Source organism: Streptomyces sp. NBC_01450, assembly GCF_036227505.1.
In the GTDB taxonomy this organism is placed as follows: domain Bacteria; phylum Actinomycetota; class Actinomycetes; order Streptomycetales; family Streptomycetaceae; genus Streptomyces.
The window spans coordinates 1,055,741-1,073,566 of the sequence record NZ_CP109481.1 but is presented as its reverse complement, the minus strand read 5'-3'; the positions used below and the strand labels follow the sequence as shown (position 1 = coordinate 1,073,566).

General features: G+C 67.4%; 13 protein-coding genes and 6 pseudogenes. 8 read left to right on the top strand and 11 right to left on the bottom strand.

Annotated features, from left to right (window positions below):
• Positions 1–18: 18 nt before the first annotated feature.
• The 4 genes from OG568_RS53440 to OG568_RS53425 form a co-directional block, all read right to left on the bottom strand.
• Positions 19–195 (bottom strand): hypothetical protein, encoded by a 177-nt coding sequence (locus OG568_RS53440; protein WP_329537311.1) that lies wholly within the window; start codon positions 193–195, stop codon positions 19–21.
• Between the two features lie 331 nt (positions 196–526).
• A complete protein-coding gene (locus tag OG568_RS53435; RefSeq protein WP_329537310.1) occupies positions 527–1,633 on the bottom strand; it encodes a serine hydrolase domain-containing protein in 1,107 nt (368 codons plus the stop codon).
• Between the two features lie 158 nt (positions 1,634–1,791).
• Positions 1,792–2,913, bottom strand: coding sequence for an IS630 family transposase (locus OG568_RS53430; protein WP_329537309.1), 1,122 nt, complete (start codon positions 2,911–2,913; stop codon positions 1,792–1,794).
• 311 nt (positions 2,914–3,224) lie between these two features.
• Entirely contained in the window at positions 3,225–4,655 is a 1,431-nt protein-coding gene (locus tag OG568_RS53425) for an amidase (RefSeq protein WP_329537308.1), read from the bottom strand.
• A 118-nt stretch (positions 4,656–4,773) separates the two neighbouring features.
• Between OG568_RS53425 and OG568_RS53420 the strand changes: the two genes are divergently transcribed.
• Positions 4,774–5,409 (top strand): TetR/AcrR family transcriptional regulator, encoded by a 636-nt coding sequence (locus tag OG568_RS53420; RefSeq protein ID WP_329537307.1) that lies wholly within the window; start codon positions 4,774–4,776, stop codon positions 5,407–5,409.
• Positions 5,410–5,592: 183 nt separating this feature from the next.
• On the opposite strand, the pseudogene OG568_RS53410 reads toward OG568_RS53420, so the two are convergent.
• Positions 5,593–5,892 (bottom strand): annotated as a pseudogene (locus OG568_RS53410) (nucleotidyltransferase domain-containing protein); the annotation flags it as partial.
• A 267-nt stretch (positions 5,893–6,159) separates the two neighbouring features.
• Between OG568_RS53410 and OG568_RS53405 the strand changes: the two are divergent.
• Positions 6,160–7,866 carry an MFS transporter gene (locus OG568_RS53405; protein WP_329537306.1) on the top strand — a complete coding sequence of 569 codons (1,707 nt, stop codon included), beginning with the start codon at positions 6,160–6,162 and terminating at the stop codon, positions 7,864–7,866.
• Positions 7,867–8,332: 466 nt separating this feature from the next.
• Complete coding sequence (locus OG568_RS53400; RefSeq protein ID WP_329537305.1) at positions 8,333–9,601, top strand: alpha/beta hydrolase family protein; 1,269 nt, start codon at positions 8,333–8,335, stop codon at positions 9,599–9,601.
• A 177-nt stretch (positions 9,602–9,778) separates the two neighbouring features.
• Here OG568_RS53400 and OG568_RS53395 read toward each other — a convergent pair whose 3' ends face one another.
• Positions 9,779–10,720 (bottom strand): phosphotransferase family protein, encoded by a 942-nt coding sequence (locus tag OG568_RS53395; RefSeq protein WP_329537303.1) that lies wholly within the window; start codon positions 10,718–10,720, stop codon positions 9,779–9,781.
• An 83-nt stretch (positions 10,721–10,803) separates the two neighbouring features.
• Positions 10,804–11,037: pseudogene (locus tag OG568_RS53390) on the bottom strand (ExeA family protein); the annotation flags it as partial.
• Between the two features lie 84 nt (positions 11,038–11,121).
• On the opposite strand from OG568_RS53390, the pseudogene OG568_RS61915 reads away from it, so the two are divergent.
• From OG568_RS61915 to OG568_RS53365, 5 genes and pseudogenes are all read left to right on the top strand, one after another.
• Positions 11,122–11,370 (top strand): annotated as a pseudogene (locus OG568_RS61915) (hypothetical protein); the annotation flags it as partial.
• 164 nt (positions 11,371–11,534) lie between these two features.
• Positions 11,535–12,008, top strand: coding sequence for a carboxymuconolactone decarboxylase family protein (locus OG568_RS53380; RefSeq protein ID WP_329537301.1), 474 nt, complete (start codon positions 11,535–11,537; stop codon positions 12,006–12,008).
• Positions 12,009–12,429: 421 nt separating this feature from the next.
• Positions 12,430–12,831, top strand: coding sequence for a cupin domain-containing protein (locus tag OG568_RS53375; RefSeq protein ID WP_329537300.1), 402 nt, complete (start codon positions 12,430–12,432; stop codon positions 12,829–12,831).
• A 96-nt stretch (positions 12,832–12,927) separates the two neighbouring features.
• On the top strand, positions 12,928–13,524 hold the full coding sequence (locus OG568_RS53370; protein ID WP_329537299.1) for a DUF5134 domain-containing protein: 597 nt from the start codon (positions 12,928–12,930) through the stop codon (positions 13,522–13,524).
• A gap of 290 nt (positions 13,525–13,814) precedes the next feature.
• Positions 13,815–14,531 carry an Lsr2 family DNA-binding protein gene (locus OG568_RS53365; RefSeq protein ID WP_329537297.1) on the top strand — a complete coding sequence of 239 codons (717 nt, stop codon included), beginning with the start codon at positions 13,815–13,817 and terminating at the stop codon, positions 14,529–14,531.
• 6 nt (positions 14,532–14,537) lie between these two features.
• Here the strand turns inward: OG568_RS53365 and OG568_RS53360 are convergent.
• From OG568_RS53360 to OG568_RS53345, 4 genes and pseudogenes are all read right to left on the bottom strand, one after another.
• A pseudogene (locus tag OG568_RS53360) lies at positions 14,538–14,984 on the bottom strand (alcohol dehydrogenase catalytic domain-containing protein); the annotation flags it as partial.
• 191 nt (positions 14,985–15,175) lie between these two features.
• Positions 15,176–15,406: pseudogene (locus OG568_RS53355) on the bottom strand (RNA polymerase subunit sigma-24); the annotation flags it as partial.
• 65 nt (positions 15,407–15,471) lie between these two features.
• A pseudogene (locus OG568_RS53350) lies at positions 15,472–15,718 on the bottom strand (EstA family serine hydrolase); the annotation flags it as partial.
• 3 nt (positions 15,719–15,721) lie between these two features.
• Positions 15,722–17,668 (bottom strand): SpoIIE family protein phosphatase, encoded by a 1,947-nt coding sequence (locus OG568_RS53345; protein WP_329537296.1) that lies wholly within the window; start codon positions 17,666–17,668, stop codon positions 15,722–15,724.
• Between the last annotated feature and the right edge of the window lie 158 nt (positions 17,669–17,826).

Sequence of the window (17,826 nt, the reverse complement as noted above, 5' to 3'; positions counted from 1 at the left end):
CCACGCCCCGACACGCCATCAGGCACCCACATACCCAACAACGTGACAACGCCCTGAGGCAGCGTTGTAGGAGACCCTGTCGTTGTACGCCTGCAGCCGCCGCGCTTGCTCGATCAGGCGACCGTCGACGTTCTCCGTGTTGCCGTTCCTGCGGCGCTGGAGCACGAAGAGCAGGACCAGTACCGCTGCCGCCAACAGACCGAATAGTACGCCGAGTTCGATCACAGACGGCCCCCCGAGTGAGTGTGTGACGCTCCAGGATAACGAGCAGCCTGAGGGGTGTCTAAGGGCTCGCAGAAGAACAACATGCGGGCGATCGGCGCGGTGACCTGCGAAGTCGGTCCAGAAACCCACAAGTCAATTCTCTGCAGACCCCAAAAGCTATCCCGCATCGGCGGGACCTCCGCGGTGGAGCCCGGAACGAGCTAGTGCCGTGACCGCATTGGTTCGCCGAGTTACGTGGGCGTCGGTCGCTGGTCGCTGGTCGCTGGTCGCCATGCACCGAACTGGATGGGAGGTCCGCCTGTCAGTCGGCGAGCGCGGCGTTGACGATCGCCTTGATGTACGGGAGGTCATTGCCGGTCCCCGTCGGGTTCAGGGAGTACACCACGCGGTGTCGGAGGTCGCGGGTGGCGAAGAACCCGTTGTCCCAGCCGGGGCGGGAACCGGTCTTGCCCCACGCGTACTCGCCACTTGGGAGCTGGTAGCGCAGGAGTCCGCCGATGCTGTAGCAGGCCGCCTGGCCGATGCAGTTCGTGTTGTCGGCGGCGTTCTTCACGTTCGGTACCTCGAATGCCAGCTTGTGCTGGGCGGGTGGGAGCAGGGTGCCCCGGAACAGTGCGGTGATGAAGCGGTCCAGGTCGGCGGCGGTGGAGATCATGCCTCCCTCGGCCCACGGGTACGGGCTCTGCTCGGTCACGTCCTGCCCATCGAGGTACACCTCCGCGTGAGGCGAGGGGATCGTCGGGTCGTCGGCGGCGGGCAGGCTGGTGTGCCTCAGATGCAGCGGCCGGATGATCCTGCGCTGCAGTTCGTTGGTGAAGGAGTGGCCGGTGACCTTCTCGACGATCAGGCCGAGGACGAAGGAATTGAGTCCGTTGTACTGCTGCTCGGAGCCGGGTGCGGGCGGCGCGTCGGTGGCTGCGGCGAACGAGTCGCGCAGGAAGTCTTCGGGCGTCACAGATTTGAGCTGCCACCCGGGTCCGTCGGCCGGGCCGGGGGTCGGGGCGGGCTTGGGCAGGCCGCTCGTGTGGTCGAGGAGCTGGCGCAGGGTGACGTGGTTGTACGCCTCGGGCAGCACTTGGGGGACGTACCTCCGCGCCGGTGTGTCCAGGCCGATCCGGTGCTCGGCGACGAGTTGGAGCACCACCGTGTTGGTGAACGCTTTGGTGACACTGCCGATCCGGACATGGGCGTCAGCGGTGACCGGGCCGGCGGTGGCGCCCACGCCGTCCCGTCTGATCAGCGCGCCCGCAACGACGTCGTCGGGCAGGTGGTCGAGGACGTCCTGGACGGTGGGGTTCGCGGACGCCGGGGCGCTGGAAGCAGGCGTGGCGGCGGCCGTGGGCAGGGCCGCGCCGGCGGTGAGAGCGGTGACCAGGGCGAGGGTGGTGACGGCGAGGCGGATGCGCATCGAAGTTTCTCCTCCACGGCGCTGACGGGACTTGTTGACAACGCCAACTCTGCTGCGTGCAGCCGCCGTCGCCCATCAGTGATCACCCTGATCACAACCCTGGACTGCCCCTGACAGATGCGACCTGGTGCTGCCCCCCCATCAGTTCACCGGGTTGGTCAGGCTGCGGTTGCGAGGGGGCGCCCGCCCCAGCGGATGCCCTTCTCGCTGCGGATGCGGGCGCGTTCCTTGCGCTGTGCGGCGAGTATGTCGGGGTGGCGGGCGTTGGCGTTGCGCCAGCGCAGGTAGTCCTGCAGGGCCCGGGTCTGGACGGTGTGGTTCGGATGATGGGAGTTGGCCAGGGTGAACTGCCTCAGCGGTCCGAAGTGAGCCTCGATGGGGTTGGCCCAGGAGGCGTGGGTCGGAGTGAAGCACAGCTCGACCCGGTTTTTCCGGGCCCAGGCGCGGATCTTGGTGCCCTTGTGCGCGGAGAGGTTGTCGAGGATCACGTAGATCGGGGCGCCGTCCGGGCGGGCGGCCCTGATCGACTTCAAGGCCGCGAGGGTATTGGCTGCCCCTTTGCGGCGGCGGTTGACGCCCCACAGGGTGTCATCGCCGACCGAGTAGCACCCGTGGAAGTAGGTGACTCCGTGGGTGCGGTGATAGGTCGCCGGGACCCGGTCGGGGTGGCCTTGTCCGGCCCAGCAGGACCCGCCGGTGGGGCGAATGCCGAGCGGGCCGAACTCGTCGAACGCGAACACCCGGTCCGGGAAACGCTCCAGCACCTCCTCGATGCGGTCCAGTTTGCTGTCGCGCTCGGGGTCGGTGGACTCCTTCCAGGTCTTGGTCCGCTGGAAGGTGATGCCGCGGCGGGCGAGCAGGCAGCGCAGGGCCTCGCGGCCGATGCGGATCAGCCGGCCGTGGACACGGCGCAGGTAGGCGGCGAGCTTGCGTAATGACCAGCGGGTGAAGGGCTGGCCGAGTTTTGCCGGGCGGGTGGTGGCCGTCTGGATGACGAAGTCCTCGTCGTCAGGGCTGAGCAGGCGGGGACGGTCTCCCGCCCACCGAGGGTCCAGGCAGGCCAGCCCAATCTGGTTGAACCGGTGGATCACGTCGCGCACCGTGTCCTCATCAGCCTGCACCAGATTGGCGATCACCGGCACTCGGTTCCCACCTGCCGAGGCCAGCAGCATCATCGCGCGCCGGTAGCGTACCGAGTTGGTGCTACCCCGGCGCACGATCTGCTGCAGCCGCTGTCCCTCCTGATCGGTCAGTCTGCGGACTCGAACGGGCTCTGCCACCGCGCCTCCACCTGTCGGATGGATCGTCATCGCCTCACATCCAACCGGCCCGGCGCCCGCCACCGCGAGCCGCAACACGGTGAACCATCCCGGTCACAGCACTAGGTCGGGGGCTGGTGGCAGGCTTGTGGCGTGCTGATTGAGGGATACGGCGGCGGCCCGTTGACCGCTGAGGAGCCACTGGTAGCCCGGCCGCGCTTCTGGCGTAGGCGGCGCGCCGGTCGGTCTGGGCGAGGAGACCGGCCAAGTCGCCGGGACAGGAGCGTGAGGGGTGGAGGGGGCGCCGCGCGCGCCCTCTATGGCCCAAGGGCTCAATCAACCCGGCCTCCCAGTCGCGGGTTGACCGGTGTGAGAACTCCGAGCCGGTCCTCGATCGCCTGCGCCGCGCCCAGGCACAGGTCCTCCCGGAACGCGCGCCCTACGATCTGTACTCCGCAGGGGAGCCCGTCGGCCATCCCGGTCGGTATGGCCACACCGGGTACGCCCACGAAGCTGGTCACGGTGCACAGACGCATTCCCGACCCGACACGGTCCCTACCTGACCTGTCACGCGACTCCAGCCCCGGCTCGACCGGTGGCTCGGTGAAGACTGGGCCGAGCAACAGCGGGTATTCGTTGAGGAATTCGGCCCATGAGCGGCGGATGTTCATCCAGGTGCCCATCAACTTCATGAACTCCTCCGCGTTTACGGGCGGGGTCTGCTCCATCGCCATCGCGATATAGCGGTCTCCGCCCTTGCCGAGCAGCCCGCGCACCACCGGCCAGGTCGGGGCGAACTCGGTCACAGTGATCCGGCCGTACGCCTCTAGGGCCTCGTCCATCCGCGGTACGTCCTGCTCCTCGCGCACGTCGTATCCAGCGTCGCGGAGCGCGTCGGCCGCGGACGCGATGGCTTCGCGAATCGTGGGGTGAACGCCGTGCCCCCCAGGGTCCGCCACGACCGCGACCTTCACGCGTCCGGCGAGCGGTTCGCCGTAGGCGGGCACCGGCACGGCCCGGGGGTCTCGCGGATCGGTCCCGACCAGCGCCTCGAAAGCCAGCCGTAGGTCGCCCACGCTCCGGGCCAGCGGGCCGTCGGTGACCAGCATCTGGGACGCCGGGCCCGGGTCGTCCGGGCCGAGAACGCGGTGGTCGGCAGGGAACCGGCCCGTGGACGGCTTCAGCCCGGCCACACCGCAGAACTGGGCCGGGATGCGCACTGACCCGCCGGAGTCGTTGCCGAGCCCGAGCGCTGCCATGCCCGTGGCAACGGCCACCGCGTCGCCTCCGCTGGAGCCGCCCGGGGTCCGGCTGCTGTCCCACGGGTTGGCCGTGTCACCGAACAGCTCGCTGCGCGTGTGCATCCCCGCCAGGATCAGGGTGGGGATGTTGCTGTGCCCGATGGGGATGGCTCCGGCCGCGCGCAGCCGTGCCACCGGGGGCGCGTCGGCCGACGCCACCAGATCGCGGAAGCGCTCCGTGCCGAACGTAGTCGGCACGCCTTCGATGGCGGTGCTCTCCTTCACCGTGAAGGGCACCCCCGCGAGGGGCCCCAGCGCTTCACCGGCGGCCCGCTGACGGTCCGTCCGTGCCGCGGCCTCACGTGCCCGCTCCGCCAAGAGCTGCGTGACCGCGTTCACCTGCGCGTTGACCTCGGCGATGCGCTCCAGGTGACTGTCGACCAGTTCGACGGCCGAGACCTCTGCGCTGCGCACAGCCTCCGCCTGCGCGGCGGCCGGCATCTTCCACAGGGCGTCCTGCATGGCTTCGCCTTCCTCATACCAATGCGCTCGCATCGGAACCGTATCCTGGAACCGATACGCACGCATCGAATAAACTGCGCCGCGAAGCGGAGCACTGTGAAATCGAGAGGCGACGGACATGCCCAGGCAGGTGGATCACGTGAGCCGACGCCGCCTCATCGCCGAGGCCGTGTGCCACCTCGCCGACGAACGCGGCCTGGAGGGCGTGACCCTTCGCGATGTCGCCGCCCGCGCGCAGGTGTCGATGGGTGCAGTTCAGCGATGCTTCCGCACCAAGGAAGAGATGCTCGTGTTCACTCTCGGGCACATCAGCGAGCGGATCAGCGAGCGCGTACAGGCCCGCCTCCTCAGGAGCCCGGCCCAGTCGGCCGGCACCGCCCTGGGCCACGCGGCCACCGAGATCTCATTGCTTCGGGAAGAGCACCGCGCAGAGGCGAGGGTCTGGCTCGCCTTCGTTGCGCAGGCGGCTGTGAGCAAGGCGCTCGCCAGGACGCTGACGGCGAACTACGCAACCTTGCAGGAGGCGTTCACCCGCCTCATCTCGGAAGCCGGCGAGGGCGCCGACCGCCCCCTGCGCCTCGATCCGCAACTCGAGGCCCGCACCCTCCTCGCCCTCGCGGACGGCCTCACCGTGCACGTCCTCATCGGCCACCTCACCCCGCACGAAGCGCACGACGTCCTCCACGCGCACCTGGCCGGCCTCTGGGACCGACCGATCACGCGCACCCCCTCCCCAGACTCCCCACTTCCATGAACCGCACCAAGTGAGACGGGAAGCGACAGGCGAATCGGGCCGCCTACGATCAGCGTCGGCTGTACCGGGGCGGACGGCACCGACGCCCGGCGGGAGTTCAGGTGTTCACCGCAGAAGTGCCCCACAGCAGTGCCAGGGCAGCCTCGCCGATCTCGTCGTCCGCGACCGAGGCCAGCGGCCGGCCTAACCCGTCACGCACATGTCCGCCACGCAAAGCACCAGATCAGAACCCATGACGAGCCACCGAGCCATCCATAAGTTCAGGCGGCGGAGTTGTGCCATGTCGTGACGATCGCGTTCCGAGGGCTCGTACCCCTGGTGGAAGTAGACCTGCTGTTCGGCGGACGAGCACGGGACTGACGTCCCATGGATGGTGCCCGTCACGAAGCACGAGGACGGGTAGGTGAGTGGACGCTCGGGTTCGGGTGACGCCTGCACCGCTGAGCCGTCATCGGCGAAGACCAGCGGGAGTTCGAGCTGGCGCAAGGCCCAGGCCAGAGCGCCGGCGGTGGTGTCGTGGCCGGCGATGAGCAGGGTCATGGTGCGGCTGCGGATCTGCTCGTCGCCCTGGACGGCTTCGCCGGGGTCCGCCGGCGGCCGGGTGATGAACGGGGTGAATGACTTTGCGCAGACCCCTAGGCGTACCGACTAGTCGGTACTAGCCTCTGGCCACGCTCTCGGAGCCGGGCGCAGCGCGCTCCCGTCGCCCCGACACAAACACCCGGTTTCCGTATCCCCAGGAGGAGCCGTATGTCCGCCACTCCGACGGCGTTCGACGCCGACAGACCCACACCCGATGGGCCCGCCGTGAACGCCCGCGGTCCGCTGGCCTGGCTGTACCGCCGCGACCTGGCGGACTACCCACCCACCGGTCGCCGTATGGCGTATCTCGCGATCGTGGTCATCACCACCGTCGTCCTGTACTACATGCTGTACATCCAGTACGCGGTGGCGACGTCGATCATCACGCACTTCGACATGACGTACCGCTACTTCGTCTGGGTCTCGGTGATCGGCAACGCGATCGGGGCCTTCGCCTCGCTCGTGGCCGGTCTTGCGGATCGCTGGGGCCGGGCGAATCTGGTGGTCTACGGGCTGCTGATCGCCGCGCTGCTGGTCTTCTTCGGGCTGCCGAACGCAGCGAACAAGTCCACCTATCTGGTGCTCTTCGCGCTCGTCAGCTTCATCGAGGGCATCGTGCTGGTCGCCACCCCTGCGCTGATCAGGGACTTCTCCCCACAGCTCGGCCGGGCCACCGCGATGGGGTACTGGACGATGGGCCCGGTCATCGGCTCTCTGGTGGTCACCACCGTCACCAGCAACACCCTCGACAGCGCCACCTGGCAGGACGAGCTGCGCTATTCGGCGATCGCCGGGTTCGTCGTCTTCGTCGTCGCGATCTTCGCGCTGCGCGAGCTGTCCCCGGCGCTGCGCGACCAGATCATGGTGTCGCTGCGGGACCGGGCACTGGTCGAGGCGCGCGCCAAGGGACTGGACACCGAGGCGGTGCGCCGCGGCGAGTGGCGGCAGATGATGCGCCTGGACGTTCTGGGCTCGGCCTTCGCCATCGCCGTGTTCCTGCTGCTGTACTACGCGGCGGTCGGCAACTTCGTCGTCTACTTCGCGACCACCTTCGGCTACAGCGAGCAGCGCACCAACGCGCTGGCCAACTGGTACTGGGGGGCGAACGCCATCGCCCTGGTCCTGGTCGGCCTGCTCTCGGACCGGCTGAAGGTGCGCAAGCCCTTCATGATCGTCGGCGCGGTCGGCTCCGTCGTGGTGACCGCGATCTTCGCCACCCGCGCCACCCACCTGACGACCGACTACTACACCTTCGCCTGGCTGTTCATGGGCATCGGCGTCTTCAGCGGCATCGCCTACGCGCCCTGGATGGCGAGCTTCACCGAGACCGTGGAGAAGCACAACCCGGCGGCAACCGCGGCGGGCCTGGCGGTGTGGGGCTGGACGGTGCGCATCGTGGTCGCCGTCTCCGCGGCCTTCATCCCGGTGCTGGTGACTTCCGTGACCCCGCTCGTGGAGCACGGCGCCGAGGTCAAGGCCGCCTCGGTGCAGGCGGCGCCCGCGCTGGCCATCGTCAACGCGCACCCTCAGCTCTTCGCCGAGCTGAACAAGTACACCCCGACCACGGTGCCGCCCGCGCTGGGCGCCCGCGCCGTCAAGGAGGTCGGTGCGGAGGACCTGGGTGTCGTGCAGAAGGCGGCGCCGCAGCTGAAGCTGCTACAGGAGTACGGCCCCGAGGTCCAGAAGGCGTCGAAGGACGGGCCCGGCGAGTGGCGCAACTGGTGGTGGATCTGCGTCGGCGGCCAGGTGCTCTTCCTGCCCTTCGTCTTCGTGATGGCAGGTCGCTGGAGCCCGAAGAAGGCGCGTGAGGACGCCGAGGCGCACCAGCTGGCGGTCGACCGCGAACTGGCCGCCCTCGCCGCCGCCGAGGAGTGACCGGACGCGGAGCCGGCCGGCCGTGGACGGGCCGGCCGTCTCCGCGGTCGCGTGTATCGGGGCAGCGAAGCCCCGCACCCCGGGTCGACTGCCCCTGTCGCTGTGATGAATCAGGCCGGAGCCCTTCTTGATGCCGCCTACCCCGACCCCAGCGGCCAGATCCTGCTCAACGTCGACTTCCCGCCCGCCCCACACGCTGCCCTTCAAGCCGCACAACATCAACTGACCTGGCCCCAGCCGCATAACCCGTGTCCAAGGTTCCGGGTCAGGGCCCGTTTCCGTCCGGCGACCTGTGCCTGCTGCTCGTGCAGTGCCGCGCCGACCGGATCGAGCGGTGGGGGCGCGGAAACCCTGCTCTGGAGAGGGAGAGGGCCGGCCGCGAGTAAACCCTTAAGGGATGACTGTGCACCGAAATGGGGGGCATCCCCATGGTGCGGACAGCTCGTGGCTTGCAGCATTAGCTCACATGACGAAGGAACAGCCGATCAAGCAACGAACCAACCGGCGTCGCGGCCTGCGGGCCGCAGTCACCTGCGCGGCCATAACGATCAGCACTCTGGCCGCCGTTCTGCCCGCTGAGGCCGCCACAGCAGTTGCCCCAGCCGCGCACCCGGCCCAGCTGAGTCTGCCCAGCCCCACTGGCCGGTACAAGGTCAGCGAAGTGCCTCTGCACCTCGTGGACCACTCCCGCCCCGATCCATGGCAGACCGGTCAGAACTACCGCGAGCTGATGGTCAGCGTGTACTACCCCACGACGCATGCAGCGGGCCACCCTGCCGCGCCATACATGCTTCCCAGCGCGGCAGCGCACTTCGACTCGGTGACCACCAACGACTACCTCGGGATGAACCTGCCGACCGGGCAGGTGAACTGGGCGGCCACCGTCACGCACGTGGTACAGGGCGCTCCGGTTGCCGACGGGGACGGGAAGCGGCCGGTGCTGATCTATTCCCCAGGGCTGGGCGAGCCCCGAACCTGGGGCGCCACGCTGGTAGCGGATCTCGCCAGCCGGGGCTACGTCGTGGTCACCATCGACAACACCTACGAATCCCCGGAAGTCCAGTTCCCCAACGGTTCGCTGGCCACCATGGTCACGCCGACGGACCCTGACGCGTTCATCAAAAAGTCCCTCGCCGTCCGGACCACTGACACCAGTTTCGTACTGGACCAGTTGGGCCTGCTGAACGCCGGCCAGAACCCTGACGTGGACGGCCAACGACTGCCGAACGGCCTCGCCGGAGCGCTCAATTTATCCAAAATCGGCATGTTTGGTCACTCGTTGGGAGGCTCGGCCGCGGCCACGGCCATGGATGCCGACCCGCGGATCAGCGCCGGCATCGACATGGACGGCAACCTGACCAACTACGACGGCACGCTCATGCCAGTGGCCGAACACGGGCTCGCACGACCGTTCCTGCTGATGGGCAAGGACGGAATTACGGACACCGGCCCCGGCTGGCAGGCGTTCCGCGCCCACACGCCCAGCTGGACGCGCCAGCTCACGTTGCGCGGTTCGGAGCATGCGTCGTTCACGGACGCGGAAGCGCTGCTCCCGCAGCTAGGCCTGCCGCCGGCTACCCGGACGGAGAACATCGGCACGATCGATCCGGCTACGGCGATCCATACCAATGAAGCCTACGTGTCAGCGTATTTCGACCACTGGTTGCGTGGGCGGTGTGGCCAACTGCTGGACGGGCCGTCAAACCAGTACCCGGAGATGGAGTTTGTTGACTGATCACCCTGGTTGGGCTTGACGGGATCTGGCTTCCCGAGCGTTCGCCGTGCCGCATCCGAGTGAAATGCCGTAGCCGTGCCATCGTGGCGATGTCATTACCGGGTCAGCGTCAGATCTATGGGACAGCTCCTTTGAGCTGGGGCTCTACGGGAGCGGTCGATGACTTTGTACCCAAGATCAGGCCGTCATCCGCCGCATGTCGTCGGTGATGCCCTCCAGCGGCGCCGTGTTGCCGATGGAGGCGAACCAATCCCACAGCTCCAGAGCGTGGTAGAGGCGGTAGAGGCCGACCCGCTCGCTCCAGTCGGCGGGCAGCGTGCCGTAGCCGTCGCAGAGCGCTTCGCGCTTGTCCTGGTCGTCGTGGACGGAGTAGTAGTCGGTCTTGGCCACGTCCATCAGCGGATCCGCGGCGATCGCGTTCTCCACGTCGATGAAGCCGCTGACCTGCCATCCGCCGCCATCCTCGGCGACCAGGACGTTGCCCTCGTGGAAGTCGTTGTGGCACAGCACGGCATGCCGGCACGCGCCGAGCAGCCCAGTCTGCCGAGCGACCATCGCCTCGATGGCCCTCGCGAGCGCCGCATCGCCACCGTGATCGGCGTACTCCCTGAGGTTCTTGTGGAACTGCCGTGTCATATAGGCGGTGTTCGTCGGCTCGGGATCCAGAACCCTCGTGGTGAGGTATCCGTAGGCGCCCTGCGGGATCTGGTGGACTGCAGCCATGCAGCCCCCGATCTGACGGTAGATCTCCCGCAACGATGCCCTGTCGAGGGCGTGGCTGACGGCGGACAACGGCTGGCCCCTGAGCATCGTCATCACCGTGTAGCAGCGCCCGAGCGCGTTGTCGGCGTGCCCACGGTGCAGCACGGCAGGCACCGGCCCGACACCGTGCTGCTGAAGCAGCTGGTAGACGTAGGTCTCCTTCTCCTGTTTCCAGCGCCATTGATCGTCATAGATCTTGATGACGACCGGCTCGGCCGCCCCGGCGAACCGGATCTCGAAGACTGTGCTCAGCTCCCCGCCAGTACGCAGAACGATCTCCCCGACGGACGCAGCGGGAAGGACGGGATGCAGGAGTTCCTCGGCCAAGGCCGGCGGCAGCGCTGTTGTGGCGGACACACTGAAACCGTAGATGTGCCAGGGCGGACGTCGCGAGCGAAATATGGGCGGTGCGCAAAGCGTCGACGGAGAACGCCTGCCACTCAGTCGCCGACCACCTCGCCCACCGACGCGCGGGCGGCCGCCTCGTCGACGAGGTTCTTGCCGGTGGCGAACGCGGCGACGAGGGTCTGCGGGGCGAGGTTGTTGACCGCCCGGGGATAGCCGCGCGAGGTGGTGTGGATCAGCGTGGGGGCGTCCTCGGTGAACAGCTGGTCCAGGCGCCCGGCGATCTTCAGGTGGTGGGTGACGTTGTAGGTGCCGAGAACCACGTCCGTGCACAGTTGACCATCCTCGCGGTCGGCCCGTGCTTGCTCCAAGGACTCCTCTCCGTGCGGGAGGCTGCGCGGTCAGGGGCGGTCGACCTGGAGGCGCGCCAGAGGGCCGCGTCCGCGAACTGGGAGTGTTTCGGCGCGCCCGCTGCCCTGTTCTGCTACATCGACCGCAACATGGGCCGGTCCCAATGGTCCGACCTCGGCATGTATCTGCAGACCGTCATGCTGCTGCTCCGCGCCGAAGAGCTGCACGGTTGCGGAGGCATTGGCGGTCGAAGGCGAGACGCCAGGTCGCGCGCGGCTGGCTCACCGACACAGATGGCATGGGGGGAAGTTTCACAAGACCGTGCCGTCCGGGCGAACATACCGGCCGCGTCGAGGGTGCCGTCAGTACGGCGATGACGTGGTCGCGGAGACTCACAGCACACAGCGTCTCGGTGTCACACCTTGCCGGGTTGCGCGGTCAGTAGTGCGTAACGCCGACGCTGCTAGGAGGACCTGTGGATGCGCGTCTCAACTACTACGGCAATGGCCTGGCGGCCAAGGTGCTGAAGCACTTCTACTCGGTCAGCAAGGTGTTGTCGGACTCGACGCTGCCGACCGCCATTCAGCATCTGGTGGAGATCCGCGCCAGCCAGATCAACGGTTGCGGTTTCTGCACCGACATGCACACCAAGGACGCGGCCCACGCCGGGGAGACCTCGGTGAGGCTCAACCTGGTCGCCGCCTGGCGGGAGGCGACGGTCTTCACCGAGGCCGAGCGTGCCGCACTGGAGCTGGCCGAGCAGGGTACCCGGATCGCGGACGCGGCCGGCGGGGTCACGGACGAGGCCTGGGCGAGCGCCGCCAAGCACTTCGATGAGGACCAGCTCGTCGCGCTGATCTCCCTCATCGCCGTCATCAACAGCTACAACCGCATCAACATCATCAACCAGGAGCCCGCCGGCAGTTACCAAGTGGGCCAGTTCGGCTGAGTGTCAGGGCGTCCGGCCCGGCCGCACGCACATGATCCGTCTCCGTGTCGCCCCGGCCGGCGGAGAGAGGGACTTCGGGTGCCGGCCACCCGCGCTCGACCACGCGACGGTACTTATCGAGGATCGACCGTGTTTTCCCCGAGGCCGCCGTCGAACGAGAGTACGGGCCGCGGTCTCGTTGCCGCGGCCTCCCGGATTGTGGAGGCCGGCAAGAGGCGGGGTGGTCTCGAGACTCTGCGCAGAGGCAGAAGACAGACGGCAGAAGACGGACGGCAGAAGACGGACGGCAGAAGGCAGACGGCGGGACACCGATGCCGGCCGTGCTGTGTCTTCACCGTGAAAAAAGCTGATTGAGCCCGGAATTGCCGACGCGAGAACGTCCAATCCGGGCACGCCTTACGGAGCTGGCACAGTGCATGAGATGGACTCAGCGGACGAGTTCGGTCCCGCGATGTTGGCGGATGTCAAGCCGCGTTTCATTCCCGAGGGTGCTTCGGGGATGTCCGTCCTCGTCGAGTGGCCTCCCGGTGACCCCGGGACGCCTCCGCACCGCCACACGGGGCCGTGCTTCGGCTGCGTGATCGAAGGCGAGCTCCGGTGGGAGCTCGAGGGTGAGCCGGAGCGCGTGATCAAGGCCGGTGAGACGTTCTGGGAGCCGGGCGGTGACGTGATCCGCTACCAGAACGGCAACGCCCTGTCGGACGCGCCGGCCAAGTACATCGTGTTCATGAAGTGCGCGCCTGGCCAGCCGATGCTCACGATGGTCGACGAAGAGGAGTTCGAGAAGCGGGCTCACCTGCGCGCCCCGCGACCCACCGACTGACCTGCCGCTTACTCGCACAGTCCGGGTCCGAACGGAGCTCGTCTGCTCCGGGAAAGGGCGCAATGAGGCATGAGCGCCACTGATGTTGTGTACAGCATGCTGACAGCGTTGTTCGCGGCAGCGGCCATCCGCGCGCTGCGGCATGGCGTCCTGTCGCGGAGTGCCGGGTGGCGCAGTCGAGTTGACCATTTCCTGCACACCGCCATGGCTCTGACTATGGCGATGATGCCTTGGACCTGGGGGCGCATGCTGCCGGAGGCGCCGCTGACGGCCTTGTTCGCAGCCGCAGCAGTGTGGTTTCCGCTGAGTGCCGTCAGCCGCTGCGAGAAGTCGGCACTGACGGCGACCGCACAGAGGCTGCAGTACACGGCCGGCATGGCCGCGATGGCCTGGATGACGCACTCCATGGCTTTCCCCTCGCACGAGACCTTGGCCGAAGGTCTCCCAGCGGCGCACCAGGCCACGCATCTCGGTCACTCCGCAGGGGAATCGACGGCAGGCAACGCGGTCGTCGGAGCTCTGTCGCTGTACCTCCTTGTGTGCGCTCTTCGGTCACTGACCCGTGACATGCCCGCGCTACGCAGAACTTCGAACGCCGAACGCATCTCCACCCGCATCGCGGAGCCCTTCGGCCACTTCTGGGACGGATCGATGGCCCTGGGAACGGTCATCATGCTGCTCATGCACCACTGACCGCCGACAGCCCCCGGACCGCAGAATGTGGCCGACGCACGGTCCGGCACGGATCAGGGCGAATTCCTGTTGCCGTCAGCACGCAGCCCGCGGGTTGTGGCAGAAACGCGTTCCGCGTCAGTCACTGTCAGTGGTCCCGCATACGGTTCTCCAATGGGTCATCAGCGGTCGTCGCCTCGCCAAGAGGACAACTTCACAGTCCGGGAGACCGGGCAAAGCTCCCTGCGAGCCAGCGATATCGGTGGGCGTGTTCCACGGATGTGCGCATCCTGCCTGGGTGGCGATCACACGTGAGCGAAACTCCGATGCACGAGGCAGGAAACGTACGAGAGGCGTGGGGCCGGGTAACCGCGTGGCTTGAACGGAACGACCCTGAAGCTCTCGCTGCGCTCGGCGGCCCGGGGAGCCATGCGGCCATTAGCGAAGCCGAACTGCACATGGGTCTGAAGCTGCCAGGGGAGATGTGGCAGTGGCTGCTGGCGAACGACATCGATGCCGGCAGGCAACCCGATGGCCAATCGTGTCTGGTGGCGTTGGGGTGCGAGGTAGCAGCCGTCCCCGGCGGCCATCTCCTTCTTGGCCTGACGGATATTCAGCGGGTCTACCTCAGTCAGATGGGCTTGGAGGAGATGCAGCCGTCCACCGACCTCGACCATCCGTTCTGGCGTCGTGAGTGGGTGCCAATCGCCGCGGAGCGCGACGGTCTCTACGGGACGTTTCTGGACACGCTCGACGGAACCATCGGAACTTGGACTGAAGCATGCGGTCCCGAGGAGGGCGTATACGCCTCGTTGTTCGCTTTCTTCCAAGAGGCAGCGGACCGGCTGGAAGGGGTCTCCTCGGGAGACTGGAGAGGCCCCGGCAAGTCTGCTGGACCCCGTAAGCTCGATCCCCGTCCGGAAGACGAGCCGATACGCCTCTGGGCACGCACCAACGGCTATCTGGTAAATGATCGTGGACGTATCCCTGCGGCCATCCGCGAGGCTTACGAGGCATCACAGAGGTGAGCACCAGATCCGGCTGCCTGTGGTGAGGCGGCCGTGGTCGAACAGGCCCTGCCAGGCGGTCAGCCCGGAGACCGGCAGCGAGGCGGCCACGGTGTGGTCGATGTCCGCCGGCAGCGGGGCGAGGCTGCGGGCCTCCACCGCGGTGTACTCGGCGAGCGTGCCATTACGGGTCCAGTCGGCCAGGCCGAACACCCGATGTCCGACGCTCAGGCCGGTGGTGCCGTACCCCAGCTCTACGACGACACCGGACAGCTCGTGCCCGGGCACGCTCGGCGTCCGGTCGCGGCCGGCGCGATCGGTCCACGTGGCGGGCCAGTCCAGCTCGCCAGGGGTGAAGCCGGCGGCGTGCACCTGCACGACGACGTCGTTCTCGGCCGCATGGGGGTAGGGCATGTCCGTCAGGGACATCCCGGCAAGACCAGCGTTACGGTCCCGCACAGTGATGGCTTGCATACAGGTCCTTACTGGGGAGGGGGAGGGGCGGCGGCCCGAGCGCACGGTCGGCTCGCGCCCAGGGCTCATAGCGGCCGCAGGTGGATGTATGCCGTGCTGCATGATCGATCTCACCTGCTCACGCGTATTCCCTTGTCGCCGGCTTTGCGTTCTCAGCAGGGAGACGAGGTAGCCCCTCCTGGCGTGACAGCTCAGACGCGCACGAGTTTGTCGGGATTGATGACCCTGCGGTACGCGGTGATCAGACCATCTGTGACCGTGTCGACGGAACAGACCCGACCTTCCCGGTGGAACACGAGGGCGAGCTCGCCGCCGACCGCGGCGATGCGCTCGCCGCCGTGTATGAGCTTGCGTGCCGCGGAGACCTTGCCGCCGCCGTCGGTGACGTAGACGGCGTCCAGGTGTAGGAGCCTGACCAGGCCAGGCCAGGAAGGAGACCTACGAGGTACCCCGTCAACACCCGCGGGAGAGGGGCGAGGATGAGGGCATGTGTGCTGAAGGCGATCGAGGTGAGCATGTGCGGCCCGGTCGGCCGGCAGGGCCTGTTGCTCGGGGGTGGGGAGCATCGGCTGGACCGCGCGGAAGCGGGGCTCCTCGGACTCGGGCAGCCTCAGGAAGAAGTCCATGCCGTACGGCGCGCGCACCTGCTCCTCGCACCCCTCCCGGAGCGTGTGCCCCGTGGCCCGGCGCGCCACCTCGCAGGTGAGTGCGCCGATCACCAGGGCGTGGTGGCCGTTCTAGTCAGCGGCGGGGTGGGTGCGGGCCAGAAGGAGGGCGATGTCGTCGTCCATCGGTCCGCCCGGGGCCAGGGTGTCGACGACCGATGTGCATAGGTCATCGAGACTGGAAATGGGGCCGGCTAGAGCGGCGCGCAGCCGCTGCAGTCCCCGGCCGACGTCGTGCTCCGTCTCGATCAGACCGTCGCTGTACAGCCCTATCACGCTGTTGTCCGGTAGCTTCACCTCGGTCGATTCGAAGGAGCCCAGTCCCACCCCGATGGGTGCACCTGGAGGTACCTCGGCGAAGTCGACCGATCCGTCCGGGAAGATGATCGCGGGTGGGGGATGGCCGGCACTGGACATGGTGCATCGCTGAGATTTCGCGTCGTACACACAGTAGAGGCAGGTGGCTGCCGATGGTGTGGAGGTGCCGTCGTCGAAACGGTCACGGGCGATGTCGACGGCGAGTTCATCCATGAGATGTAGCAATTCGGCGGGCGGCAATTCCAACTTGCTGAGCGCACGGGTCGTGGCGCGCAGGTGTCCCATGGTCACGGCCGCGTTGATGCCGTGACCCACAACATCTCCCACGACCAAGGCCACTCGGACATCAGACAGTTGGATGACGTCGAACCAGTCGCCGCCGACGCCGGCGTGCGTGTCCGCGGGCAGGTAGCGGGTGGCCACCTCGACTGTGCTGCCGCCCGACAAGTGGTGCGGTATCAGGGCGCGTTGTATCGCAAGCGCGGCGGTTCGCTCTCGGGTGTATCGCAGGGCGTTGTCGATGATCAGTGCGGCCCGGGCCGCGAGTTCCTCGGCAAGAGCAAGGTCTGCCCTGCTGAACGGAACCGGGTTCTGGCTGCGCACAAAAACGGCGATGCCGAGTGTCGCACCGCGGGCCTGCAGGGGGACGATTATGAGGGAATGCATTCCGGTCTGGCGAATGACCTGGGCCCGATCCGGGTCGTTGTCGAGCCAAGTGCCGGGGGAGGTGTCGAGAACAGGCTCGAAGTAGGACCTACGATTTTTGAGCACGGTGGTGAAAGGGGATGCCGGCGGAACGTAGACCGGCGTTCCGCGCGCCCAGAGAGACTCGCGAAGATCGTCGTGGATGGAAGCGGCGCCGGCGCGGTAGAAGCCAGGGATGCTCGTATCGGTGGACTTGAGGCGTCTCAACGGCTCCTTGTCCAGCGGCACGGCCTCGACGAGGTCGATGGTGACGTAGTCGGCGAGGTTCGGTACCGCTGTCTCCGCCAGCCTCTGGCTGGTGACCAACGGGTCCAGATCTGTGCCGATGCGGCTTTTCGCTTCGTTGAGCAGACGAAGTCCTCCGACTTCCTGCCCTGTGCTGGTCTGCACAGCCACAGAACAGACGCCCAGTGGTCGACCGTCCGGTCCATCGAGACGGATCAAGGCAACACGGTAATAACGGTCGGGGGCGCGAGCCTCGGTCGGCCACAGTTCGTACCCGAGGAGCGGCACCCCGTTGTGCAAGACGCGCGCCATAGCGCGTTCCAGGAACTCTGGATGACGAGCGCGGACCACATCGGTGACATAGCCGCCCAGCTCCGGCTCGGAGCTGTAGATGTCCTGATTGTGAACGCTGTCGTTGAACCAGACACAGCGCAATTCCCGGTCCCAGATGACCAGACTGATCGGCGAGTGGTAAAGGAGCGCATCCACCGCTGCCGGATCCAGGCCTGGCCGGCCAAATGTGTTCGGCCCCCACACGAGCCAACCCGCGCCGCCGTCAGTGTCCAGAGGAGTGACCCGAAGATCCGCAGCTGACTCATGGCCGTCGCAGCGGCGGATCCGCACCCGACCTGACCAGGGGCTGCCGGCAAAGATATGGGGAATTTCCGGGGCACCCGAAACCAGCAGGCCCTTGGCGGGACTATGGAGCGCTTGGTCAGCCGAATAGCCCCATAGGCGCTCGGCGGCCCCGGTCCACACGGAGACCGTCATGTCGGCACTGAGCACTGCCAGGACGTCACCCGGTTGCACGGCCCACTCTCCAGCTGCGGAGCTCGTAGAACCATCACTGGACATACTGCAACTATGCCGCGCATGTGCCGGCCCCTCCACGGCCGGGGGCCACTGCTCGATGACCGCACATGCCGCCC